This is a genomic window from Nitratidesulfovibrio vulgaris str. Hildenborough (assembly GCF_000195755.1).
GTDB lineage: Bacteria > Desulfobacterota > Desulfovibrionia > Desulfovibrionales > Desulfovibrionaceae > Nitratidesulfovibrio > Nitratidesulfovibrio vulgaris.
The window spans coordinates 1956377-1980926 of sequence record NC_002937.3 but is presented as its reverse complement, the minus strand read 5'-3'; the positions used below and the strand labels follow the sequence as shown (position 1 = coordinate 1980926).

Annotated in this window: 20 protein-coding genes; 15 read left to right on the top strand and 5 right to left on the bottom strand. The window is 63.2% G+C overall.

What is annotated here, in order from left to right; genetic code table 11:
* The first annotated feature begins 65 nt into the window (after positions 1–65).
* The 8 genes from mfd to rpsT all read left to right on the top strand — a co-directional run bounded on the left by mfd (position 66) and on the right by rpsT (position 10831).
* A complete protein-coding gene (gene mfd / locus DVU_RS09035; protein WP_010939189.1) occupies positions 66–3548 on the top strand; it encodes a transcription-repair coupling factor in 3483 nt (1160 codons plus the stop codon).
* A 10-nt stretch (positions 3549–3558) separates the two neighbouring features.
* Positions 3559–4545: a peptidylprolyl isomerase gene (locus DVU_RS09030; RefSeq protein ID WP_014524370.1), complete on the top strand. Its 987-nt coding sequence runs from the start codon at positions 3559–3561 to the stop codon at positions 4543–4545.
* Between the two features lie 148 nt (positions 4546–4693).
* Entirely contained in the window at positions 4694–5629 is a 936-nt protein-coding gene (locus DVU_RS09025) for a SurA N-terminal domain-containing protein (RefSeq protein WP_223294672.1), read from the top strand.
* A gap of 96 nt (positions 5630–5725) precedes the next feature.
* Positions 5726–6667, top strand: a complete 942-nt coding sequence (locus DVU_RS09020) for a RodZ domain-containing protein (RefSeq protein WP_010939186.1) — start codon at positions 5726–5728, stop codon at positions 6665–6667.
* Positions 6668–6669: 2 nt separating this feature from the next.
* Positions 6670–7425 (top strand): DNA repair protein RecO, encoded by a 756-nt coding sequence (gene recO, locus DVU_RS09015; protein ID WP_010939185.1) that lies wholly within the window; start codon positions 6670–6672, stop codon positions 7423–7425.
* Positions 7426–7474: 49 nt separating this feature from the next.
* Entirely contained in the window at positions 7475–8344 is an 870-nt protein-coding gene (glyQ, locus tag DVU_RS09010) for a glycine--tRNA ligase subunit alpha (protein ID WP_010939184.1), read from the top strand.
* Positions 8345–8361: 17 nt separating this feature from the next.
* Complete coding sequence (gene glyS / locus DVU_RS09005; protein ID WP_010939183.1) at positions 8362–10452, top strand: glycine--tRNA ligase subunit beta; 2091 nt, start codon at positions 8362–8364, stop codon at positions 10450–10452.
* A 115-nt stretch (positions 10453–10567) separates the two neighbouring features.
* Positions 10568–10831 carry a 30S ribosomal protein S20 gene (gene rpsT / locus DVU_RS09000; protein ID WP_010939182.1) on the top strand — a complete coding sequence of 88 codons (264 nt, stop codon included), beginning with the start codon at positions 10568–10570 and terminating at the stop codon, positions 10829–10831.
* A gap of 565 nt (positions 10832–11396) precedes the next feature.
* Here the strand turns inward: rpsT and DVU_RS08995 are convergent.
* On the bottom strand, positions 11397–12563 hold the full coding sequence (locus tag DVU_RS08995) for an MFS transporter (protein WP_010939181.1): 1167 nt from the start codon (positions 12561–12563) through the stop codon (positions 11397–11399).
* 231 nt (positions 12564–12794) lie between these two features.
* Here DVU_RS08995 and DVU_RS08990 point away from each other — a divergent pair, with 231 nt between their 5' ends.
* The gene (locus tag DVU_RS08990) at positions 12795–12989 is read left to right on the top strand and encodes a hypothetical protein (protein WP_014524372.1); all 195 of its coding nucleotides are present in this window, start codon (positions 12795–12797) and stop codon (positions 12987–12989) included.
* Positions 12990–13199: 210 nt separating this feature from the next.
* Here the strand turns inward: DVU_RS08990 and DVU_RS08985 are convergent, their stop codons facing one another.
* Entirely contained in the window at positions 13200–15620 is a 2421-nt protein-coding gene (locus DVU_RS08985) for a Lon protease family protein (RefSeq protein ID WP_010939179.1), read from the bottom strand.
* A gap of 127 nt (positions 15621–15747) precedes the next feature.
* Here DVU_RS08985 and DVU_RS08980 point away from each other — a divergent pair, with 127 nt between their 5' ends.
* Both DVU_RS08980 and DVU_RS08975 read left to right on the top strand, forming a co-directional pair.
* Entirely contained in the window at positions 15748–16497 is a 750-nt protein-coding gene (locus DVU_RS08980; RefSeq protein ID WP_010939178.1) for a TIGR04283 family arsenosugar biosynthesis glycosyltransferase, read from the top strand.
* Positions 16494–17228 (top strand): TIGR04282 family arsenosugar biosynthesis glycosyltransferase, encoded by a 735-nt coding sequence (locus DVU_RS08975; RefSeq protein ID WP_014524373.1) that lies wholly within the window; start codon positions 16494–16496, stop codon positions 17226–17228. Before DVU_RS08980 ends, DVU_RS08975 begins: the two co-directional genes overlap by 4 nt.
* Before the next feature lie 342 nt (positions 17229–17570).
* Here DVU_RS08975 and hemC read toward each other — a convergent pair whose 3' ends face one another.
* From hemC to DVU_RS08960, 3 genes are read right to left on the bottom strand one after another with little or no spacing between them, the layout of a single operon-like run.
* Positions 17571–18518, bottom strand: coding sequence for a hydroxymethylbilane synthase (gene hemC, locus DVU_RS08970; protein WP_010939176.1), 948 nt, complete (start codon positions 18516–18518; stop codon positions 17571–17573).
* Positions 18519–18554: 36 nt separating this feature from the next.
* Positions 18555–18779, bottom strand: a complete 225-nt coding sequence (locus DVU_RS08965; protein ID WP_014524374.1) for an FmdB family zinc ribbon protein — start codon at positions 18777–18779, stop codon at positions 18555–18557.
* A 53-nt stretch (positions 18780–18832) separates the two neighbouring features.
* Positions 18833–19459 (bottom strand): D-sedoheptulose 7-phosphate isomerase, encoded by a 627-nt coding sequence (locus DVU_RS08960; RefSeq protein ID WP_010939175.1) that lies wholly within the window; start codon positions 19457–19459, stop codon positions 18833–18835.
* A 135-nt stretch (positions 19460–19594) separates the two neighbouring features.
* Here DVU_RS08960 and DVU_RS08955 point away from each other — a divergent pair, with 135 nt between their 5' ends.
* The 4 genes from DVU_RS08955 (at position 19595) to gatB (ending at position 24450) form a co-directional block, all read left to right on the top strand.
* On the top strand, positions 19595–20494 hold the full coding sequence (locus DVU_RS08955; RefSeq protein ID WP_010939174.1) for an NAD(+)/NADH kinase: 900 nt from the start codon (positions 19595–19597) through the stop codon (positions 20492–20494).
* Between the two features lie 81 nt (positions 20495–20575).
* Positions 20576–22318 carry an ARMT1-like domain-containing protein gene (locus DVU_RS08950; RefSeq protein WP_010939173.1) on the top strand — a complete coding sequence of 581 codons (1743 nt, stop codon included), beginning with the start codon at positions 20576–20578 and terminating at the stop codon, positions 22316–22318.
* A gap of 21 nt (positions 22319–22339) precedes the next feature.
* Positions 22340–23017 (top strand): DUF4254 domain-containing protein, encoded by a 678-nt coding sequence (locus tag DVU_RS08945; RefSeq protein WP_010939172.1) that lies wholly within the window; start codon positions 22340–22342, stop codon positions 23015–23017.
* 2 nt (positions 23018–23019) lie between these two features.
* Positions 23020–24450: an Asp-tRNA(Asn)/Glu-tRNA(Gln) amidotransferase subunit GatB gene (gatB, locus tag DVU_RS08940; protein ID WP_010939171.1), complete on the top strand. Its 1431-nt coding sequence runs from the start codon at positions 23020–23022 to the stop codon at positions 24448–24450.
* Positions 24451–24550 lie beyond the last annotated feature (100 nt).

The following is a 24550-nucleotide window of genomic DNA, read 5'->3' as shown; positions in this document are numbered from 1 at the left end:
TCTGGCAATACGCCGCCGGGCTTCAGCTTCGGCGGCTTTTTGCCGTACATGCGCCGCAGGAGTTCATGTTGGATTTCGCCGCACTCGTCCGCAAGTTGGCCAGCAAGGGCTGTGGACACATCGAAGTAACACGTAGCGGGATGGCGACGGCAGCGCGTCTGGGCAACGCCGTGCTCGACGCCGGTCGCAGTGCCGTCATGGTCGTCCGCGATGCGGAAGAACTTGCCCTCGCCCGCGGTCTGCTCACCTTGTTCTCGCCTGACGCCTCGGCTGGTGACTCCCCGCTGGTGAAGCCCCGCTGGGAATCGCGCTGGGTGGTCATGCCGCAGCACCCACTCGGGGCGCGCAACCGTGATGCGTGGGCAAGCCGCATGGCAGCCCTCTTTGCCCTTGGGCAGAAACGTGTGCCGCAAGGCGTGCTCATCACGGTCGATAACTTCCTCTCGAAATTGCCCCCGGCAGACCTTTTCGCCTCGCATGAGCTGACGCTTGCCTGCGGCGACGAGATGGCGCCCGAGTTGGTGCTCGAACAGGCGGTGGACTGGGGATTCGACAGGGTGCAGATGGTTTCGCGTCCCGGCGAAATCGCCGTGCGTGGCGATATCGTCGATATCTACCCCCCAGGCTACGAACGTCCTCTCCGTTTGGAGTTCTTCGGCGAGACGCTGGAGGAGATTCGCCTTTTCGATGCGTCGAACCAGCGCTCTCTCGGCAAGCTGGACGAGATGGTGCTCCTGCCCGTGTCGCCCGTCGTGCTCAGTGCCGAACTGCGCAGCAAGGCCACAGCGCGGTGGAAGCGACTTTTCTCCAAGGGCATGCTCACCGAAGAACAGTACGCCGGGCTGCTTCGCGGTATCGAGCGCCATGGCGAAGGGCTCATGCCCGGTGCCTATTACGAGGCACCTACGGTCGTCGAGGAATGGCTACCGCGCGATGCCGCATGGATACTGCCTGGCCGGAAGGAACTGGTCGACGCTGTCGAGGCGGCGCAGCAGAATTGGGAGGCCCTTTTCGACAAGCAGGCCGAGGAGGGCGGGGCAAGACAGCCCCGGGGACTCGTCCTGCGTGACGCGGCACCCGTGCGCCAGTTGTACGAAGAGAAGGACTCTGCGGGATTCGAGCCGCTGGTGATGGGGGTCGAGCGCACTGGCGTGGACATGCCGGAGCGCAAACTCCACGGGTTTGTCGACCTGTTCCCGGCCCCTGATGCACGAGACCGCCCATGGCAAGCGCTTGTCGCGGGACTCCACAGGTTCGTGGCGACACATGCCCGTGTGCTGCTCTGCTTCGGCAATGAACGTGGCAGGCGCAAGTTCCTGAAGCTAGCCGAGCAGGACGGTATCACGCCGACGTTGCGCTACGACCCCAAGGGCAGGGGGCTGATGGCGGTCGTGGCCCCGTACCGTGCGGGCGTCGAACTCGCGTGGGACGGGACGCTTGTCATCGGTGAGGATGTCCTCCAGCCCAAGACCGACCGCTCGGCACGTGTCGCCTCCGGTGCCTTCCGTGGACTCGACAAGCATGAAGGGCTTCAGCCGGGCGACCTGCTCGTACACCGTGATTATGGTGTGGCCCGTTTCGTTGGTCTTGAGCGCATGGACCTTGGCGGGGTCGGTAACGATTTCCTGCTGCTCGAGTATGCAGGTGACGACAGGCTCTATCTTCCGGTCGACCGGCTTTCACTGGTGCAGCGTTTCAAGGGGGCCGATGACACGAAGCCCTCGCTTGACAGGCTTGGCGGCGGGGCGTGGCAGTCCAGCAAGGACAAGGCCCGCAAGGCCATCGAAAAGATCGCCGCCGACCTCGTCGAGATGTACGCCTACCGCAAGATTGCCAAGGGCTACACCTATGGCCCCATCGGGGAGTTGTACCGCGAGTTCGAGGCGTCGTTCGGCTTCGAGGAGACCCCCGACCAGGCGCGCGCCATACAGGACGTGCTCGAGGATATGGACAAGCCCGTGCCCATGGACCGCCTCGTATGTGGCGACGTGGGCTTCGGCAAGACCGAGGTCGCGTTGCGCGCCGCCTTCCGTGCCGCCTCCGAGGGACGGCAGGTGGCCTTGCTCTGTCCGACGACGGTGCTTGCAGAGCAGCATTACCAGACCTTTCGCAGCAGGCTCGCGGGTTTTCCCGTCAATGTCGGGATGTTGAGCCGTTTCGTGAGCAAGCAGAAGCAGACCGAAGTGCTTGCGGCTGCCGCCAAGGGGCATGTCGACATCCTCATCGGAACGCACAGGCTGCTGTCCGATGACGTGCGACTGCCCAACCTCGGCCTGCTCGTTCTCGACGAAGAACAGCGCTTCGGCGTGCGGCACAAGGAGAAGCTCAAGCAGTTCAGGCGCAACGTCGATGCGCTGACCCTGACGGCGACACCCATTCCCCGTACGCTTCAGTTGTCCATGTCGGGCATTCGCGAGCTTTCCGTCATCGAGACCGCGCCCCCGGAACGAAAGCCCGTGGCAACCGCGCTCATCGAACGTGATGATGCGGCCCTCAAGTCCATACTTGAGCGGGAGATCGCCCGAGAAGGGCAGGTCTTCTGGGTGCACAACAGGGTGCAAGGGCTTGAACGCACGACGGAATACGTACGCAAGCTCGTGCCGGACGCACGGGTGGGTATGGCCCACGGCCAGATGACCGAACGCGCGCTGGAAGAGACCATGCACCGTTTCTGGCATGGCGAACTCGATGTGCTGGTGTGCACCGCCATCGTCGAATCCGGGCTGGACTTCCCGCGTGCCAACACCCTCATCGTCGACCAGGCGCAGATGTTCGGCCTCGGCCAGCTGTACCAGTTGCGCGGACGCGTCGGGCGGTCTGACAGGCAGGCGTATGCCATCTTCGTCGTGCCTGATGCGGACAACCTGTCCGACATCGCACGCGAGCGCATGCGTGTCATCCTCGATATGGACTATCTCGGCGCGGGCTTTCAGGTCGCCATGGAGGACCTTCGTATCCGTGGTGCGGGGAACATCCTCGGCGAGGCCCAGTCCGGGCACATGACGCGCGTGGGGCTTGAACTGTTCCTTGAGATGCTCGAAGAGGCCGTGACTCGCCTCAAGGGTGACCCGCCGCGCGAAAGCGTCGAGACGGAACTCAACATCGGCATCCCCGCGCATATCCCTGAAGGCTACATCGAAGACGCCCGTGACCGTCTCCGGTTCTACAAGGCGCTGTCTTCGGCGACCGATGCCGCAGCCCAGCAGGACATCGAGATGGAGATGCGCGACCGGTACGGTGTGTTCCCCCCCGAGTTGGAGACGTTTCTCGCGTTGCTCGTTCTCAAGCGGCAATTGCGTCGCATGCAGGTCCAGCGGGCGGACATCTACCCCGACAAGGTGCGCCTCGTCTGGGACGAACGTCAGACCGCCGTGGATATCGGCAGGCTCATCGAGTGGGTCGGCCAGCATGCGGACAGGGCGAGACTCCAGCCCCCTGCAACTCTCGAATGGCGGCTTGACACCGGGCTTGCAGCCGGGGCACGACTTGACGCGATGCGCGGCGAACTCTTCCGGCTTGTCCCCGATTCAACCCCTTCGTCGGCATAAGGCGGTGCCCATGGGCTTGTGCTGTTGTTCCCGTCGCGGTGTCCTTGCCGTCCTGCAGGTGCTGGCGGTCACCCTGCTGCTGTCTGCTGGCGGCTGCGCAGATGATGCGCTTCCACCCGGTGTGGTCGCCACCGTCAACGGGCATCCGGTCAACATGAAGCTGTTGCAGGCCACGCATGATGCCTATGCCCAGTCGTGGACCGGGGCCGAGGGACCTTCGGTGGAGGCCCTGCGAAGCCAGTACGGGGCTGTGCTAGCCGACCTTGTGGTGCAGGAACTCGTGTTGCAGAAGCTGGCGGCTGTCGGGGCTTCCGTCACGGATGCCGAACTCGGGGCTGCAGAAGCCGAGGTGCGCGGCGACTATCCGGAGGGCATGTTCGAGGCCGCCCTCGTGGAGGACTACCTCGACCTCGAGGTCTGGCGTGAGATGCTCCGCCGCAGGCTGGCGCTGACCAAGTTCGCACAGGTCGTCCTCCGCTCCGAAGTGGCTATATCCCTCGAGGAGGTGGAGTCATGGTACCGGGGGCATCAGGGGGAGTTCAGGCTGGCTGCCCGGGTACGGTTTATCATGGTCGAGGGCGATACCCGAGAGGGGGTCGAAGCCGCTGCGGGTGCTGTCGCCTCGGGGGCTGCGCCAGAAGAGGTGGAAAAGGCGTTTCCCGGCATGTCAGGGAACGAACTGCTCATACGCCGCGACAGGATTCCGGCTGCGTGGCAGAAAGCGTTGGCTGCTCTCAAGCCGGGTGGCGTGTCGCCTCCCATCGCCTTTGAAGGGCGCTGGGTGGCCTTCAGGCTCATCGAATCGTTGCCCGCGCAGGACATGTCAGTCGTCGATGCGTACCCGGTCATCGAGCGGCGTTTGCTGGAAGAGAAGCTCGATGCCGCGTTCGATGTCTGGGTGGAGCGCAACCTTGCCGGGGCGAAGGTGCGGGTTTCACAGCACCTTGCCGGTACCAAGGAGGCTGTCCCGGGTGGCGGCGGGGCCGCACAACGCTAGTCTCGATTTGCGTATCTTGTCTGAATTAAAACAGATTATGGGGTTGCGTTGCATGTTTCCCGAAAAGGGATTACATGGTGGCCTACCTAGGGTCTTCCCGTGCCACCGGGGCCGGGGGTTCTTTTTCGCCAACGTACAGGAGTCCTCCTTGTCCTCTATACGCAGTCTCCTTCTTGCCGCCCTTGTGCTCTGCCTTTCGGCCACCGGCGCGGCAGCCGATTCGCTCAACAGGATAGCCGCCGTCGTCAACGGCGAGATGATCACATACTTCGACGTGCAGGCTCAGGCCGCGCCGGAGATTCTCCGGGCCGGACTCGACCCCGTGCGAGATGCAGACGCCGAGCCCGTGCGCCGCATCACCCGGAACGTGCTCGACAGCATGATCTCCGACATTCTCATCTCGCAGGAGGCCGAGCGCCTCAAGATCACTGTGCAGGACTCGGAAGTCGACAACGAATATCGCAAGATCGTCCAGCGCAGCCAGCTTGCGCCTGAGCAGTTCGAACGGCAGCTCGCGCAGCAGGGGCTTTCCGCAGACCTCATGCGAGAGCGCATCCGCCGCGGGATTCTGCGTCACAGGTTGCTGGGTCTCATGATTGCCCGTAAGGTGGTTGTCACTCGCGACGAAATCGCCAAATACTATGAGGCGCACAAGGGGCAGTTCGTGTCCGGGCGCAAGGTGCGTCTTGGCCTCGTCATCTTCCCCCCGCGTGATGACGCGGACGCGCTTGCCGCACAGGTCAAGAGCGGAGCCATGACCTTCGCCGACCTCGCCGCCCGCCACTCCATCGGCCCCAACCCGCAGAACGGCGGGGTCATCGGGGACCTGCTCTGGAGCGACCTTTCCATGGAATGGCGCGACACCCTCTCGGAACTCAAGCCCGGTGATGTCTCCAGGGTGTTTCTCGTAGAAGGGCGCAAGGCGGTGCTGCAACTCGTAGCTTCGAACGAGGGCAAGGGGCAGGCGCTTGACGATGTTGCCGAGGAAATCGAGAACATCCTCCGTGAGCCGAAGATGCAGGAGCGTTTGCAGGAGTACATTGGCCAGCTGCGGTCGCGCGCGGTCATCGACATCCGTATCTAGTTGGAAAGGCACGAAAAAAGTCCGCTGCTCCGATGGCTGCGATGACGGTCGCGGTCGGTTGCGGATGAACGTGGATTCGAATTGTAAGGACGCGAAATGACGCTACAAGAACTCGGCCTCATGCTCCGCGAGGAGCGTGAGGCGAGAGGTTTTTCTCTCGACCTGGTGGCGACTCGCCTCAAAGTCTCTGCGCGTATTCTGCGTGCCATAGAACAGGGCGATGTGGACGACCTGCCGCATGCGGTCTATGCCCGTGGTTTCATCAAGGCCTACGCTTCGATGCTCGGTATCACTCCGGGTATCGTCGCAGAGGTGGTCGATTCTGTCTACCCATGCGAGATTCAGGAAGATCTTGTCGAGAATCCCGGTGTGGTAGAACCCGTGAGCGGGCGGGGTAGACGGGCCGGGGTGTTGCTGACACTCGGTCTGGTTGCCTGCGGCCTCATGTTCGCCGGGTACTGGTACTACAAGCAGAAAAGTGCGCGTGAGCAGATGCCGGCAGTGACCGGGACGGCGCCTTTCGTGGAACCGGCACCGCAACAGGTCGTACCTGCGCCGCCCACGTCGACCGAAGAGAGCGTTCCTCCCACTGTGGATGGTGCTGTTCCTGCTGTCCCGGCTGCAGGGGCTGCCGACGGGGCAAAACCCGTAGCACCTGAACAGCCGGTCACTGCAAGCAATGCATCTTCCTCTGCCATGGCAGACAAATTGCTCGGTTCCCCCACGCCGGAACAGAAGGCGAAAGAAGTCCTCGTCCCCCAGCAGGGTGATGACGCAGGGGCCCTGCCCCCCGCCGGGAAGCATCGTATCATCGTGACTGCGGTCGCCGAATGCTGGGTGCATTCCACCGCTGACAATGCCGATGTCCGGCAGTTCTCGTTGCGCAAGGGCGAGACCTTCGCCCTGACCTTCTCCAGGTCGCTGTCCCTCAAACTCGGCAATGCCGGTGGCGTCAACGTGCGCTTTGACGGAAAGGACATGGGCGCACCGGGCGAGCCGGGGCAGGTGAAGACGCTGACGTTCCCGCCCAGCGAGTAGGAATGGATTTCACCGACCAGGCACTGGTCCTTCGTGTTGGACGATTCAGGGAAGCGGATCTGTGGGTCCGCTTCCTTTGTCGTCAGCGGGGGATCATCTCGGCTTTCGCCTTCGGCGGTTGCCGTAGCAGGCGACGTTTTTGCGGTTGTCTCGACATCTTCAACGTGGTGCTCATGCGTGTGCAGGGCACACGGGGAGGCCTGTACCAGTCGTTGCAGGAGGCGACCCTGCTCAAGGGGCCCGACAGGCTGCGGCGTGACTGGCGCAGGTACGGCGTAGCCGTCAATTGTCTTCGCTTCATCGAAGCACTGGGGGCAGGGCCTGATGGGGCGGATTCCGCCTTCACACTGACCCTTGAGATGCTCGAACTCCTTGAGACGGTTGATGTCGTGCCGCCTTTGCTGCCCCTTCTCTTTCGGGCGCGGTTCGCTTTCGAACAGGGGTATGCCCCCCGTTTTGAAAGCTGCGCCAGTTGCGGCGAACCGTTCGACGGGACTGCGAAGGATGGAGGCGCCCGGTTCCATGTCCGTGACGGCGTGCTCTATTGCGGACGATGTTCGGCACCCACCGGGGCGACCGTCGCCATCTCTCGTGAAACGCTTGACGCTTTGCGCTTTGTGCAGGACAATTCACCGCTTCGGTGGTCGGAGCTCTGCTTCTCGCCGACAGGGCGTCGCGAGTGTTCGCGCGCCGTGGATGGCTTCATCCAGTACCATATCGGTCTGACCTGGGAGAACGGCACCTTCCGTCGTCTCTAGGCGGCCCCGCGCGCCGTCGCGCGTCGGCAGAACCGTTCAGGGGAACACTATGCATTTTCAGAATGTCATTCTCACGTTGCAGAACTACTGGGCAAGCCGCGGTTGTGTCATCACGCAGCCCATCGACGTCGAGTGCGGCGCGGGTACGTTCAACCCGTCCACCTTCCTGCGCGTCATCGGACCCGAACCGTGGAACGTGGCCTATGTCGAACCCTCACGCCGTCCCACCGACGGGCGCTACGGCGAGAACCCCAACAGGCTGCAACACTACTTCCAGTTTCAGGTCATCCTGAAGCCCTCCCCCGACAACGTGCAGGAGCTTTATCTTGGCAGCCTGCGCGCCCTTGGCATCGACCCTGCCGCCCATGATATCCGCTTCGTCGAGGATGACTGGGAATCGCCCACTCTGGGCGCGTGGGGTCTTGGCTGGGAAGTATGGCTCAACGGCATGGAAGTGACACAGTTCACGTATTTCCAGCAGGTCGGGGGCATCGACCTCGCGCCCACCAGCGTCGAGATAACCTATGGCCTCGAACGCCTGTGCATGTATCTGCAAGGCAAGGAATCGGTGTACGACCTCGACTGGAACGAGCATGTCACCTACGGGGACATCTACCACCAGAACGAGGTCGAACAGTCGAAGTACAACTTCGAGCGTAGCGATGCCGCCATGTTGCTGCACGCCTTCAATGCCTATGAGACGGAGTGCCGCCGCCTGACGGAGGAAGGGTTGCTCTGGCCCGCCTATGACTACTGCCTCAAGTGCTCGCATACGTTCAACCTGCTCGATGCACGAGGCGCCATTTCCATCACCGAGCGTACCGGCTACATCGGGCGCGTGCGCTATCTCGCCTCGGGTGTGGCCAGGCTGTACGCCGCCCAGAGAGAGCAACTCGGCTATCCCATGCTGCGGAAATGAGGAGAGGGAGCAAGAGCATGTCACAGTTCGTCCTTGAAATCGGAACCGAAGAGCTTCCTGCCCGTTTTTTGCCCGCGCTTGAGAGGGAGCTTGCAGAACGCTTCACCCGTGCCCTCGCCGATGCGGGCATCGAGTGCGACCCCGTGCGCGTCATGTCCACCCCCCGGCGTGCCGTCGTGCGCATGGATGCGGTGAACCCTGTCCAGAGTGAATCCGAAGAGGTCGTCACCGGGCCGCCGGCGCGCATCGCCTTCACCCCCGAAGGCGGGCTGACCAAGGCCGCTGAAGGCTTCGCCCGCACGCAGGGCGTCGAGGTCGCCGACATCTTCAGGCTGACCACCGACAAGGGCGAGTACATCGCCGTCCGCAAGCATATGGGAGGCGCTCGCAGCATCGACCTGTTACGGGACATCTGCCCCGCCATCATCGGGGCTCTGCCTTTCCCGAAGCGGATGCGCTGGGGGAGCGGCGACTTCACCTACGCCCGTCCCATGCGGTGGCTGCTGGCCCTCTTCGATGAGAGCGTCGTCGATTTCGAGGTCGGCGGCGTGCGTTCCGGCAACATCACCTACGGGCATCGCATTCATGGTGCAGGGCCTCTGACGGTGGCGCGTGCAGGCGACTATGAGCGGGTCATCCGCGAGCAGGGCGGGGTCACACCTGTCGGCGAAGAGCGCCGTAACGCAGTCGTGAAGGGCGGCAACGCCCTAGCCGTCGCAGCGGGTGGCAAGGTCATCTGGAAGGACAGTCTGCTGGATGAGGTACAGGGACTTGTGGAACATCCTGTTCCCTGCCTTGGCAACATCGACCCTTCCTTCCTCGAATTGCCGCGCGAGGTGCTGCTCACCAGCATGGAAAGCCATCAGAAGAGCTTCGGTGTCGAGGATGCCGAGGGGCGACTGATGCCGCATTTCCTCACCGTGCTCAACCTTACCCCCCTTGATGGCGACCTCGTGCGCAAGGGGTGGGAGCGCGTCCTTCGTGCGCGGCTTGAGGACGCCCGGTTCTTCTGGAAGACCGACCTCGCTTCAAGCTTCGATGCGTGGCTCGCCTCGCTCGACAATGTCATCTTCCTCGGCCCGTTGGGGTCGATGGGCGACAAGACGCGCCGCCTCGAACAGCTTTGCGCATGGCTGGCCGCCGAAGTCGGCTTTGATGATGCCACGGCTGCCGCGCGTGCCGGACGCCTGTCGAAGGGAGACCTCGTGTCGGGCATGGTGGGCGAGTTCGATACCCTGCAAGGCATCATGGGCGGCATCTATGCCCGCCGCATGGGCGAGGCCGAGGCCGTCGCCGCCGCCATTGCCGAACAGTACCTCCCCGCCGGCCCGGACAGCCCTGTCCCGTCGTCGATGTGCGGCGCGTTGCTGTCCATTGCCGACAAGGCCGATACACTGGCGGGGTGTTTCGGTCTGGGCATGATTCCCACCGGGGCCGCCGACCCGTACGCCCTCCGCCGCTGCGTTCTCGGTATCGCACGCATCATTCTCGAGCACGGGCTGCAGCTTGATGTGAGAGGCCTGTTCGCCAAGGCCTTCGCCCTGTACGGAGAGCGTGCGTGGAAGCTTGCCCCTGAAGACGCACTGGTCAAGCTTGACGAGTTCTTCATGGCGCGCCTGCGTAACCTCTTCATTGCCAACGGGTATGAGACGCTTCTGGTCGAGGCCGTACTTGCCGCAGGTTGCGATGATGTGCGCAGCGCCGGGGCACGCCTTGAAGCCCTTGCCGCCTTCAGCCGGAGGGATGATTTCGCGTCGGCTGTTCTGACATTCAAGCGTGCGGCGAACATCATCCGCAAGCAGGGGGGCGACTCCGATGTGGCCCTCGATGGCGCATGGAAGGCCGACTTGCTTGTGGAAGACGCCGAAAGGCAACTGGCGGCCAGCCTCGAAGCCATGTTCCCCCGTTTCGACGGGCTGTGGGCCGAGGGGGACTACCCCGCATTGTTCGGCCTGCTTGGTGAATTGCGGCCCGTGGTCGATGGCTTCTTCGAAGGCGTCATGGTCATGAGCGATGATGCCGCGCTTCGTACCAACAGGCTCAACCTGTTACAGGCGCTGGTGGGCCGTCTCAGCCGCCTTGCCGATTTCGGCGCGTTGCAGATGTAGGCCCATCGGGCCCTTTACGCTTGACAGAGGAAGGAGCCGGGGCTATGGACTTTGTTCTCCGTGTTCCAGTGAGTCATAGCACTACAAGATATAGAAGCCTTTTGGAGGAATTACCTTGGCTAACCACAAGTCTGCCCTGAAGCGGCACAAGCAGAGCCTGAAGCGCGCCGCCCGTAACCGTGCGGTGCGGACCCGTATCAAGAACGTCATCAAGGACGTGCGCATCGCCCTGCAGCAGCAGGACAAGGAGCAGGCCGCCACTGCGCTGGTTCAGGCTTCTGCCGTGCTCGACAAGGCTGCCAGCAAGGGCGTTGTTCACTGGAAGACCGCTGCACGCAAGATCTCCCGCCTGACCAAGGCCGTCAATCAGGTCGCCTAGGTCTAGCACCTATCGATACCAGAAGCCCGCTGACAGATGTCGGCGGGCTTTTCGTGCTTGTGTCGTGGCTCTGGTCGTTGCATCGGTGCGTCCAGGCTGGTTCGATGATTCGCATGCGCGTCTTCGCCGGATGGCGCAACGTGTTTGACTGCCGCGGCATGGACAGTGTCCGGGTACCCTTCGTTCTTTTCATGAGAACAACGTTCAGCTGCGCACACGTTGAGTCGCCAGCTTGCGGCGGAAAGCAGCCTCATCCGCCTCTCTTCATGCGCGGTGCGCGAGTGGCACCCGATTCGTCCACTGCCCCTTGCGTCGCCTGCCTCTTGCGCGTCAATCGGTCGACCTCCCGGTCTCCTGTGGGCGCCTGCCTTCTTGCGGATGCATGACACTAGGCCCGCCCTGCAAACACCGCTTCCGGTATGCTGCGTCGAGTGAACGCATGAACTGCTGACTTCGGTTTATAAGGCGTGACCGCCGATGGATTCGGATTCCGGGATACGCATAGGCTGTGGTGAAGCCATGAACGAAAACCCATGCGCCGCGGTGCAGGGTGAAGGGGAGGGCGTCAGCGGAGGCCGCGTGCAAGAATGAGTGCCGCCATGCTGGCAGCCATGAATGCTCCGAAGGTGTATACTCCGGAGAGACCCCCGGTGGCGAAGGCGATTCCTGCCAGCACGGGGCCTATGGTCTGTGCCAGACGCAACACCGTGCCGTTAACTGCCATGATGGCAGCCCGTCCCTCCATGGGGGCGAGGTCGGTGAGCAGCGTAGCCGTATTGGGGATGTTGAGCCCCTGCGCTAGGCCGAAGATGAAGACAGGTGCCAGTGCCCACCACAGAGAGGGCACGAAGGGCATGGTCACCATGGCAAGGGCGTAGAGGCCATGGCTGGCGAGCAAGAGGCGCACGGGGCGGATGAGACGCGCGAGAGTGCCCAGCCTTACGGCAGTGAGAACCGTGCCCGCCGAGGCGATGGAGAACACGAACCCTATCTGTGACGGTGTGGCGTGGAACTGCTGGTCGGCGAGAACCGGAAAGAACGTCACCATGGGGCCGTAGAGAATCAGAAAGGTGAACAGCGTGAGCAGGAACAGCGTGATGGCCCGGGGGGAGCTGATGATGCCCCATGTCGACCGGAAGTACTCGCCCATCCCCTGGCTGCTGCGGGGTTCGGGGAAGGTCGTGCGCGCGATGGCAAAACAGAGCGGGAGTGCAAGCAAAGGCAGCAGGAAGGGGACGCGCCACCCCAACTCGCCGAGCAGACCACCCACAGCGGGATAGATGGCAGTGCCGAGACTGAGTACTCCGGCGTTGAAGCCCATCGCCTGCATGCGCTGGTTGCCGTCGTACAGGTCGCCGATGATGGTGGTGTAGAGCACCCCCAGAGGCGCGGCACCGATGCCCTGAACGAAGCGGCAGGCGAGCAGTACGGGGAGTGACGGGGCAAAGGCACAGGCGACGCCGCCCGCAGCGAAGAGCAGCAGCGAGGGGATGAGAACCTTCTTGCGACCGATGCGGTCGGCGAGGATGCCCCCCAGAGGCGTGAGCACTACACCGGGTAGGGTGAACGCCATGAACACCATCCCCACCGAACTCATGGGCATGTCGAAGGTGCGCGCAAGGTCGGGCAGGATGGGCATGATGCTTGATACGCCCATCACGACCATGAGGGTGATGCCGAACACGAGCAGAAGATGGCGGCCTATGCGCAGGGTGGGGGCTTTTTCTGGCATGTCCGGAGGTTGTAGGCTTCGCTGGGCAGTGCGTCAAGGCGCGAGACCGGGTGGGCCGTGTGCGAAAGAGGCGGTCAGCCACATCCTGCAAGGCTGTTTCCTGCACCGATGAACCGGTGTGGCCTTGCGTTGGTGGAGGGACTTGAGCCCTGCCAGCCATTGGTGGGCGACCGTGCCTCTTGCTAGTCGTGTGTCAGAGGATGTAGGGTGTGCGAATGGAGGATGTCACTGATGCCCAACCCCACCGGCGCTGACGCGAAGAAGGTGCGCTGCCCCTACTGTAGCAAGGTCTTTCTCTATCGTTCAAAGGGCGTTCAGGGCACAGCCGGGACTGTTTCGCTGGTATGCCCCCATTGTGCGGAGACCATCGCCCTGCCCAGAAAGGCGCTGTGTACGCCATCGACTCCTTCCTCAGAACAGTTGTAGGCATCCGTCACGGCAATCCTCACGGACGTGGTCCTCTCGTGCCGGAGGCGCTGTGGCTACAAGGGCGTCTTGTCCGGGAACACGTCGTTTTCTTGCCGACCATCGGCTTGAGTCCATATACGTAGACGGCAGCCCATCTGCATGGGCTGCCGTTTTGTCTGTCTCCGGGGCAGGAAAGGGGATGGCGCGATGAACTGCTTCTCTTCTACGCTAGCGACGTTTCTTGAACGCGTGCTCGGCCTGTCTGCCGAGTTCGTCCAGCCGCCGGTCTACCCGGTCATAGAGCGAACCGGGTGTGAACTTGCCGTTCTTGCGGAGCCTTCCGGCCTGTAGCCCGGTCAGCAGCTCAAGCGCGTCGGTGATATGCCCGACGGGGTAGATGGCGAAGCGCCCTTGCTCCACGGCGTCGACGATATCCTGCTTGAGCATGAGGTGGTCGACGTTGTCCTGCGGGATGATGACCCCTTGGCTACCGGTGAGACCGCGTCTGCAACAGACCTCGAAGAACCCTTCGATCTTGCGGGTGACGCCGCCAACGGCCATGATCTGGCCGGACTGGCTCACCGCGCCGGTGAACGCCAGCGAGAGCTTTATGGGCACCCCCGATATGGCCGAGAGCAGGGCCGCAAGCTCGGCGCCGGAGGCGGAGTCGCCTTCGATGCCCGCGTAGCTCTGTTCGAAGCACAGGCTGCCCGTGAGCACCAGCGGCTTGTTGCGCGCGAACTGGTCTACGAGGTAGCTCTTCAGGATCATCATGGCCTTGGTGTGGATGGGGCCGCCAAGTTCCGCCTCGCGTTCGAGGTCGATGATACCCCCGTGCCCGACGCCCACGGTGCCCGAAATCTGGTGCGGCAGACCGAATTCGAAGTTGCCGTACCACGTGACCGAAAGGCCGTTGACGCGTCCCACGGCCTCACCGTCGGTCTTCACCTTGATGAGTTCGCGGTCGTATTCCTCCATGAAGTGCTCTTCGTAGAGGTTCGCGCGGTATACGCGCCCCTGCAGGGCTTCATCGAGGACAGCTCTGTCGACCAGCTTCTTGCCGCGCATGGCGGCATGGGCCGAGGCTTCCAGCATGAGTTCCCGCACGAGGGGAAACTTCAGCGAAAGCTTGCGCTGGTCTTCGATGATGCGTGACCCGAAGTCCACGAGGCCAGCCATCGCCTCACGGTCGAAGGGCAGGAGACCGGCCTCGTCGATGATGCGGGCCATGCGGTGGGTATAGATGCGGATGCCCTCGGCGTTGCGTTCCGTGGCGTCGTTGAGGTGCGCCTTGAGCTTGAAGAGCTTGGGGAAGCGGTCGTCGCTTTCAAGCAGGGCCTCGTAGAGGTCTTCGGTGCCGATGAGTACGACCTTGAGTCGCAACGTGAGCGGTTCAGGTTCGATACCTTTGGTCTTGGTGGTGTCCTGACCGTCACCCGGGTCTTCGATGCGTGCGCTTCCCGAACGCAGGGCGCGCAGCAGCCCTTCCCACGCAGCCGGATGCTGGAGGATGTCCTCCATGTGCAGCACGAGAAAGCCGCCATTGGCCTTGTGTATCGACCCTGCCTTGATGAGGGTGAAATCGGTGACCAGTGCCCCCATTTCCGATTCGCGCTCGACGCAGCCCAGAAGATTGGAGGGCGTGGGGTGGTCGTCAACGATGATGGGCGCCCCGGTGGTGGCGCTGTTGTCCACGAAGAGGTTGACGTCGTAGCGGTATTCGTCGAACGGGGACGGCGGTGTGTCCCCACCCGATGCCGCCTGATGGGGCAGGCCTGCATCACGGTGCACGAAGCCTTCGAGGTTCTCGATGATGTCGTCACGCAGGGCGGCGAAGAAGGCGGGAAGGTCCTTGCCCGGGCACGCCTTGGCGAACCGTTCCGCAACGGGGGTGAGCACCGCGTCGAGGACGTTGCGGGCGACCTCGCGTTCGAGGGAACGTTCGTCTTCGATGAAGTCCTGTTCGGCACGCGTAAGCTGGCGCATCAGGCCGGTCATGGCCTGCAGCAGCTTGTCGCCCTTGAGCTTGAGGGATTGACGCAACCCGTTGTCGAGCTTGTCGAACTCCTCTTCACTCAGCCGCTTTCCCTCGATGACGGGATACAGCGTGAGGCTGCCCTGGTCGTCCATGTCGAGGTTGAAGCCCTGCGTGGTGGCCACGTCGTCCATCTTCTTGAACAGGCGCGAGCGCACGGTCTGGAATTTGTCGAGCAATGCCGCACGCTTCTTCACCACGGCGTGGTTCTCGAACCGCGAGGGGATTTCCTTGCGGATGCGCGAGAGTGCCTGGATGAGCGCCGCACGCAACTTGCGCCCCTGCCCCGCTGGCAACTCGATGAGGCGCGGCCTGTCGGGGTCGTCGAAATTGTTCACATAGACAAGGTCGGGCGGGGTCGGCGACTTTCTGGTACGCGGTGCGAGAAACTCGCGCAGCATGTAGGTGCGTCCCAGATTGGGCTCACCCGACAGATAGACGTTGTAGCCACCATCGCGGATGTGCAGGGCAAGTTCGAGTGCCTGCAGGGCGCGGGGTTGCGGCGGTCGCCTGTGTCCGTTGCGGGGGATGCCGTCGCTGGTTTCCCAGTGGATGCGGGCAGGGTCGAGAGTCGCCCGCAGACGTCGTGCCGGAAGGGGGGATAGCCTGGCCATGATGCTCCTATGTGCTCTGTACTGGGCCTGTCAAGACAGACCGACCGCAGACTTTAGCTTTTTGAAGCCCGGTTGTCACCAGCCGTGCACCGTTTGTCTTGAGGGCCGAGGTTGGCTATGATGCCCCATGCCGGACGTGCTTCCTCATCCTGATGGCCCAGACTCCACGGCCCGTCCCTGGTGCAGCGTGGTCATTCCCGTATTGCACGAGGCCGTGACGATAGCGGCGCAGGTCGCACATGTGCGCCACGTGGCGGCACGGTGCGGTATGGAGGTGGAGGTCGTCGTCGCCGACGGCGCGAAAGAGCGCGATACCCTCGCGGCGTTGCCCGAAGGATGTTGCACGGCGGTCGCCTCATGTCCGGGGCGTGCCCGGCAGATGAATGCCGGGGCTGGCAAGGCGCGGGGGGAGACACTGCTTTTCCTGCACGCGGATACGCACTTGCCGCCCGAGGCCTTCACGCTGTTGCGCCGCGCGCGACAAGCGGGGATTCGCGCCGGGGCATTCAGGCTGGGTATCGCCGCGACGGGCCTCTGGTTTCGTCTTGTCGAGCGCCTGGCCTGCTGGCGCAACCGCCTTGTGCGTACACCATATGGTGATCAGGCCCAGTTTTTCGATGCAGCACTGTTCAGGGCTGTCGGTGGCTATCCCGACCAGCCGTTGATGGAAGATGTGGAGGTGATGCGGCGTCTGCGCAAGGCGGGCGAGCGCATCGTCATCCTGCCCGGCAGGGTGGAGACGTCGGCCCGGCGATGGTTCGTCGAAGGGCCCCTGCGATGTACCCTGCGTAACCTCTGCCTGCGCCTGCTGTATGCCCTGGGCGTACCGGCGCACGCGCTCTCGCGATGGTATCGCGCCCACAAGGAACGACCATGAGTGACACCTGTGTGCTGTTCTTCGTGAAGTATCCCGACCCCGGAACCGTCAAGACGCGCCTTGGCGAGGTGCTCGGGCATGAGAATGCCGCGGCGCTGTACCGCCATTTCGTACAGGACCTCATGCTGGAACTGGGCCGGGTGCAGGCCGACCTGCGGGTGATGCATGCCCCCGGCGACGAGGCCACGGCGCGTCGTTTCAAGGAATGGCTGGGGCCGCAACACCGTTACCTGCCGCAAGTCGGCAGCGACCTGGGCGTGCGGATGCGCCACGCCTTCGACGAGGCGTTCGCCGCCGGGTATGAGCGGGTGGTGTTGATGGGCAGTGACGTGCCCGACTACCCGCATGAGCTTGTGCAGAAGGCGCTTGACGACCTGCACCAGCACGATGTGGTGATAGGCCCTGCCAATGACGGGGGCTACTACCTCATCGGCTTCCGCCGCGATACCTACAGGCCTGATGTCTTCGATGGCATCGCATGGAGCACCCCCGAGGTCTTCGAGGTGACGCGCGAACGGCTACAGGAGGCACGGTGCGACACCCTGCGCCTGCCCGACTGGAATGACGTGGACACCATGTGGGACCTCAACGTGCTCTACCGCAACAACCGCAACAGTTCCTTCCGTCTGACGGCATCGTATGCCGCATTGCGCGAGCACGACGAGTTGTTGCGCCGTTACGACATCGACCTGCCACGCGTCGACCGCAGCAGTCGCGAGGTTGCGGGGTAGACCACGGCTGCGGCTGTGTGGCTTGATACCCTGCACCACACCGGGTTAGCGAATACGAAGAAGGCCCTTCCCTGTATATCACAGGGAAGGGCCTTTGTGTGCATACGTCATCCGCTGTGGTACCGTGCATGGCGCACCGTGCGTGGCGTACTGGGGCGAAGGGGCTGGCGCACCCCTGATGTAGCCTTTTAAACCCCAATATGCTGTCCCATGCACCAGTGCACACCGGAAGCTGCGGATGCAGGTGGTCATCTTCCTACGGCCACCACACCACGCGGGGCAGCTGTCACCGCCACGCTACGATGATGGGATGGGCCGCGGGTGCGCCGGGCTGCTTCGGGGCTACTGCCTGTCGGCTGCGCCGGAGGCGTACACCTCGTCGAGGATTTCGGCTGCGCCGTCGGCCAGCACCTGCGACGCCAGTTCAAGCCCCCGGTTGCGGGCGTTGGCGCCGGTTCCTTCAAGCGTGCGGCGGATGACCCGTTCACCCTTCAGGTCGGCGACAAGGCCTTCGATGCGGAAGTTGTCGTCGCCCGTCATGACGGCATGTCCGGCGATGGGCACCTGACAGCCGCCTTCAAGCCCGGCGAGGAATCCCCGTTCGGCTTCGACGCGGATGCGTGTGGGCCTGTGGTCGAGGAAGGCCAGCATGTCACGCAGGTCTGCCCTGTCCTCGCGGAATTCGATGCCCAGTGCCCCCTGACCCACAGCGGGGAGGAAGCGGGGCGGGGCAAGCACCTCGTGATGCGGTGCCGCAAGGCCAAGGCGCTTGAGACCGGCAGTGGCCATGACGATGGCGTCGAATTCGCCATCCATGAGCTTGCGCAGGCGTGTGTCGACGTTGCCGCGCAACGAGATGATGTCGAGGTCGGGGCGCAGTGCGAGTAGCTGCGACTGGCGGCGCAGGCTGCTGGTGCCTACCCGTGCGCCGTGGGGCAGGGCGTCGAGGCTTGCGTACCGGACGGAAAGCAGCGTGTCGGACGGTTCCTCCCGTTCGGGGATGCAGCCTAGGAACAGGCCTTCCGGCAATTCCATGGGCACGTCCTTCATGCTGTGCACGGCGAGGTCGGCACTGCCGTCAAGCAGAGCCTCTTCGATCTCCTTGACGAACAGCCCCTTGCCTCCGACCTTGGCCAAAGGCACGTCGAGGATGATGTCGCCCTTGGTCTTGATGATCTTGAGCGAGACGTCGACCTTGCCGGCGTGTTCGGTCTCGATGAGGGACTTGATGTGTTCGGCCTGCCAGAGGGCGAGCTTGCTGCCGCGGGTTGCGATGACGAGGTGCTTCATGGTGCTCGGGCGGGTTGGGGTGGCAGGAAAAGGGTGCTAGCCGCAGGAGGAGCAGTTGCCGCCGGAGCATCCGGAGCAGCTCTTGCCGCCGGACGACGATGCACCCGAAGGCGCGCCGCCGGGCACATGGAAGCTGGCACACGAGAGCAGCTTGCGGGTGTCTGCGCTACCGCAGGCAGGGCAGGCGGGCACATCGCTACCGAAGACGATCTCTTCGAAGCGCTTGCCGCACTTGGGACATTCATATTCGTAGATGGGCATGGTGTCTCCTCCGGCATGGCGGTTCCGTCGCATGGACGGAACACCTGCGATGCCTATGCGTTGGTCGCGTCCTTCAGCCACGGCTGGAGGGCGAGTACGTTCTCGAAGAGAAAATGATCGGTGAGGCCGCAGAGAAGGTGCCCAATGGTGATGTGCACCTCCTGAACGAGGGCGGTGCGACCGTGGTCGACATCGAAGAGGATGTCGCACAGCCCCGCCATCTCGCCACCGCCGCGACCGGTGAGGCCCATGGTCGCAAGGCCGCGTTCGCGGGCGGCATGCATGGCCCGAACCACGTTGGGGCTGTTGCCCGAAGTCGAAATGCCCACGAGCATGTCGCCTTCGTTGCCGAGTGCCTGCACCTGCTTCTCGAAAATCTGGTCGAAGCTGTAGTCGTTGCCGATGGCCGTGATGATGGAGGTGTCGGTGGTCAGGGCGATGGCAGGCAGGGGAGGGCGTTCCATCTGGAAGCGGTTGACGAATTCTGCAGCGAGATGCTGCGCGTCTGCCGCGCTGCCGCCGTTGCCGCAGAAGAGCAGTTTGTGGCCCTTTGCCAGTGTCACGGCCATACGTCGCGCACCGTCGACCACCTTGTCGGCATTGCCATTGAAATAGGACTCGCGCAGGCGAGTGCCTTCCACGGCGTGTTCGATGACGATGCGGCGTGCTTCTTCGGTCATGTATCCCTCCATCTACTGTCCCCGACCGGGAACGGAACCCCAAGGCAGTATACCAAATGCCCTCTGGTGACAACTCCGCACGATTGGCCGGGGTTTCGCCTTGAAGCCGGGGCCGTATTCTACTAGGGAACATCCATGCATCCCATTCGTTCTGTACTCATCGTCACCAAGCCCGGTCACCCCACGGCCCTCGACCTCGCGCAGGACATCGGCGTGTGGCTGACGCGTCGCGGCGTATCCTGCCGTATCCTCGAAGGGCCGGGTGAGGCCCTGCCCCTGCGCCAACTGGCAGCCGATGCGGGGCTCGTCCTCGTCCTCGGTGGCGACGGCACCATGCTTGGCGTGGCGCGTCGTCTTGCCGGAACAGGCGTGCCCCTGCTGGGCATCAACCTCGGCCGGGTGGGCTTTCTCGCAGAAGTGCCCGCCGGTGAGTGGGCAGCCACGCTTGAACGGCTCCTTGCCGCACCGCTTCGTGTCGAACGCAGGCTGGCACTTCGTTTCGGCGTCGAACGCGGAGGCGTCGAGATCTTTCAGGGAGATGCCGTCAACGATGTCGTCATCAACCGTGGCGCGCTGGCGAGGGTCATCACGCTCGACATCGATGTCGACGGCGAGCGCCTCGCCGGGTTGCGTGCCGACGGGCTCATCATATCGACCCCGACCGGTGCGACCGGCTATGCCGTCTCTGCGCGCGGGCCGCTCATGGACCCCGCTCTCGATGCCTTCACGGTCACACCCATATGTCCGTTCCTCGGCAATTTTCCGCCACTGGTTCTCGGGGGCGGTTCTGTCTGTTCCGTCCGCATCCGGGAACAGGGAACCGAAGTCCATGCCACCATCGACGGACAGGAGGGCATTGCCCTGCGTTCGGGCGACAGGATAACCCTCACCGGTCTGCGCGACGGTCTGTGCTTCGCCACGCTGGGTGGTGGCGGATACTGTGCGCGGCTGCGCGCATGTGGCTTCGTCCGCGACCATGCCTGTACGTTGCCCGATATGTTGCCCGATGAGGGGGGGACATCGACGGACGTGTGATGCGTCCGCCTATTGTTGTTGCCGTCCAGGGGGCCTGGCAGCCCCCGTCACTCCATCTCCTGCACGCTGAACGGAGCCGCCATGAAAAGACTGCCGCAGTTCGATGCCGTGAGCGACATACGCCTTCGCAAGGACCCCTATCTCGACGCATGGGTCTACAACCTCATGACCGAGAACAACATCGAGCATCTGCTCAACCCTACGCTCATAGCGACGCCCGAGCAGCTCCGGTTCATGGTGGCCCTCGATGAAGACCAGATCTACATGCCCTGTTCCGACCAGACGTTCTCTCTGCTCATGCAGCCGGAGAAGACACGCGAACTGCAAGAGCAGTACAACCGTGCGTGGCGCATCATCATGCGCATCGCCCGGACGCGGTCGCTCGAACGTTCGGTTCGTCGTCGCATCATGCAGTATTGCAGGCATCGTTTCAGGCTGCACATCAACCAGCACATCATCATCCCTTCGCGTCTCGTCAAACGCCTGACCAGCATCGTACTCACGCAAAGCGGGCAGGAAGACCCGTGGGCCGAGCGCAAGCAGCAGGCCAACCGTCGTGCCGCCGACCTTCTGGACAGCTTCACGGTGCGCCGTGCCTTGCGGCAGGTGCCCGACGGGTTCGATACGCATGGAGACATCGTCGACCTGCGCTGGCGTCTCGACCTTGCCGAACTGCAGCGGCTGCTCTACCTCGCCAATGCAGGCAGGGCGTGGATAGACACGCCGCCCTCGCCACTGGACATCGAGAAGGAGTTCGCCACGGGCTGCGCCGCCTCAGGTTCGCTGGGGCTGCTTTTCGGCCCGGAGACGGAACCGCGCAAGAAGGTGCTCTACCTGTGCGACCCCGACGGGGGCGGCATCTTCGACGTCGCCGTCATCAAGACGTTGCTGCGCATGGGGCATCAGGTGGTGTTCGCCCTCAAGGAAGGGTTCTACTTCTATGCACCGCGCATATGGGACCACGAGCACGACCCCTCCCTCAAGTCCGCGCTGGAAGGGGCTTTCGTCCTGCATGACAACGTGGTGACCAAGAACGACCTGCTGCGCCATCTGCGTGAGCATCGCTTTGTGGTCATCTCCGACGGAACGCGCGAGCGCACCAACCTGCATCGTGTCAGCGTCACGTTCGCCCGTGCATGGAAGGAGTGCGACGTGGTCATCGCACGAGGGTGGCGCAACCACCACACGTTCGGTCTCAGCAGCCACCAGTTCACCCGTGACATCGTCATGTGCTGGTTCGACCAGCAGGGGCAATACCACATGGAGTGCAAGCCCCGCGCGAAAGGCGTACGCAAGTTCACCGAACATGACCTGTTGCAGAAGGCGGAGGACATCATCCAGCAGATGCGTGAGGCGCGCCGCGCCGGGCGCTCTGTCATGTTCTACAGCTGTATCATCGGCAGTGTGCCGGGGCAGACCAAGACCGCCATCGGCGTGGTGGACGCCTTCGTACGCGACCTGCGCGAACGTCTCGACAACACGTTCATCATCAACCCCGCCGAGCATTTCGAAGAGGGGATGGACGGCGACGACCTCATGTTCATGTGGGAACGTGTGCAGCGCAGCGGCCTGCTGGACGTCTGGCGTTTCCAGACCGTCGAGGATATAGAGACGAGCTTCGCGCTCATGGGGCGCAAGGTGCCCTCGGCGTGGTCGGGCAAGGACTCGACCTTTTCGACCGGGTGCACCAAGGAGATGCATATCGCCCTCGACCTGCAGAAGAAGTATCGTGAACTACAGATCATCGGCCCTTCGCCGGACAAGTTCTTCCGCCGCCGCGAGTATGGTGTCGGCAAGTACTTCGACGTGGGCATAAGCGGATAACACGCAAGGAAAAGCAAAGACATGTCCTCGAGAACCGTAGCGGGAATCCCCGCCGACATGGAAGCCATACTGGGGTCGTGCTTCGAAGCCCAGACGGAAGCCACTGCACGCTGGCACGCCGAGACGCCATCCGCCCCCGATGCGGGCGGCGAAGCCTCGCCCGAAACCCTGCGGGCGCTGGTGCTGCAACAGCACCTCATGAACTTCAGCCTGTGGCACGTCGAAGACGTGGCGCGCAGGCGCGATGTGGATGATACCGTCATCGCCGAATGCAAGCGTGAGATAGACGGCTACAACCAGCGCCGTAACGACCTCATGGAGAAGGTCGACGCCTGCCTGTTGGCACTGCTGGCTCCCTATCTGCCCGCAGACGCGGCCCCGCGCCACAATACGGAATCGCTCGGCATGGCCATCGACAGGCTGTCCATCCTCAGCCTCAAGATATTCCACATGCACGAACAGACCGTGCGCACAGATGCCGACCCCGAGCATATCGGACGTTGTCGCGAGAAGCTGGCCGTGTTGCATGAACAGCGCGACGACCTCGCGTGGGCCGTCCATGAGCTTGTGGGCGACTTCGTGGCAGGGCGCAAGCGCCCCAAGGTCTACTTCCAGTTCAAGATGTACAACGACCCCAGCCTCAACCCCGAATTGTACGCCGCCGCCCCCGTGGCGCAGCCCGTGTCCGGCAAGGAGTAGCCATGGCCTCGTACGAAGCCGTCATCGGTCTTGAAGTCCACGCCCAGTTGCGTACCCGGTCGAAGCTGTTCTGTTCGTGTTCGACGGCCTTCGGGGCCGACCCCAACGCCCATGTCTGCGAGGTGTGCGCCGGTATGCCCGGTGTGCTGCCCGTGCTCAACGAGAAGGCCGTGGAGTTCGCCGCACGTATGGGGATTGCCGTGGGGTGCACCGTGAATCGCACCTCGGTCTTCGCCCGCAAGAACTACTTCTATCCCGACCTGCCCAAGGGGTATCAGATTTCGCAGTACGAGCAGCCCATCTGCGAGCATGGGCATCTCGACATCTCCGTGGGCGACGCGGTGAAGCGCATCGGCATCACGCGCATCCATCTCGAGGACGACGCGGGCAAGAACATCCACTCCGCAGGCGAGAACGTGAGCTACGTCGACCTCAACCGTACAGGGGTTCCGCTCATCGAAATCGTGAGCGAACCCGACCTGCGAAGTGCGGAGGAGGCGGTGGCCTATCTCAAGGCCCTGCGTGCCATCGTGGTGCATCTTGGCATCTGCGACGGCAACATGGAGGAGGGCAGCTTCAGGTGCGACGCCAACGTGTCGTTGCGTCCGCGTGGTGCCGCCGAGTTCGGTACACGCGCCGAACTGAAGAACCTGAACTCGTTCAGGCATGTGCAGCGTGCCATCGAGTACGAGATATCCCGTCAGGCCGACCTGCTGGACGATGGCGACAAGGTCGTGCAGGAGACGCGCCTGTACGACAGCGTCAAGAACATCACCGTCTCCATGCGTGGCAAGGAAGAGGCGCACGACTACCGCTACTTCCCCGACCCCGACCTCATCCCCATCCACATCGACGAGGCGCGTCTGGCCGAATGGCAGGCCACGTTGCCCGAACTGCCGCAGGCACGGCTTGAGCGGTTCATGTCGTCGTTCGGCCTTTCGGCGCAGGATGCCGAGGTGCTCACGGCGGAACGTGACCACGCCGAGTTCTTCGAGGCCGCCGTGAAGCTGTACGACCAGCCCCGCAAGATCGCCAACATGATGCTCGGGCCGTTGCAGCGTGAACTCAATCAGCGCGGCACCTCGCTCGCCGTCTCTGCCATGCGTCCCGAGGCACTTGCCGAACTTGTGCGCATCATCGATGCGGGGCTCATCAGTGCCAAGATAGGCAACGACGTGTTCGGCGAACTGTTCGAGAACGGTGCCATGCCGGAAGCGTTCGTGCGTGAGCGCGGTCTTGTGCAGATTTCCGATACGTCGGCCATCGAACAGGCGGTGGATGAGGTCATCGCCGAGAATCCTGCCGAAGTCGAAGCCTACAGGGGCGGCAAGACCAAACTCGTGAGCTTCTTCGTGGGGCAGGTCATGCGCAAGACGCGCGGCAAGGCCAATCCTGCGCTCGTCAACGAACTTCTTGCTTCCAAGCTTGGCTAGTCCGGGCGCGGAAGCGATATGCCCATGCGGATTCCGGCGGTGTAGCGGCACGTAGCGCCGATTCATGCAGCCCATGATGCGGGGGGAGGGAGACCTCCCC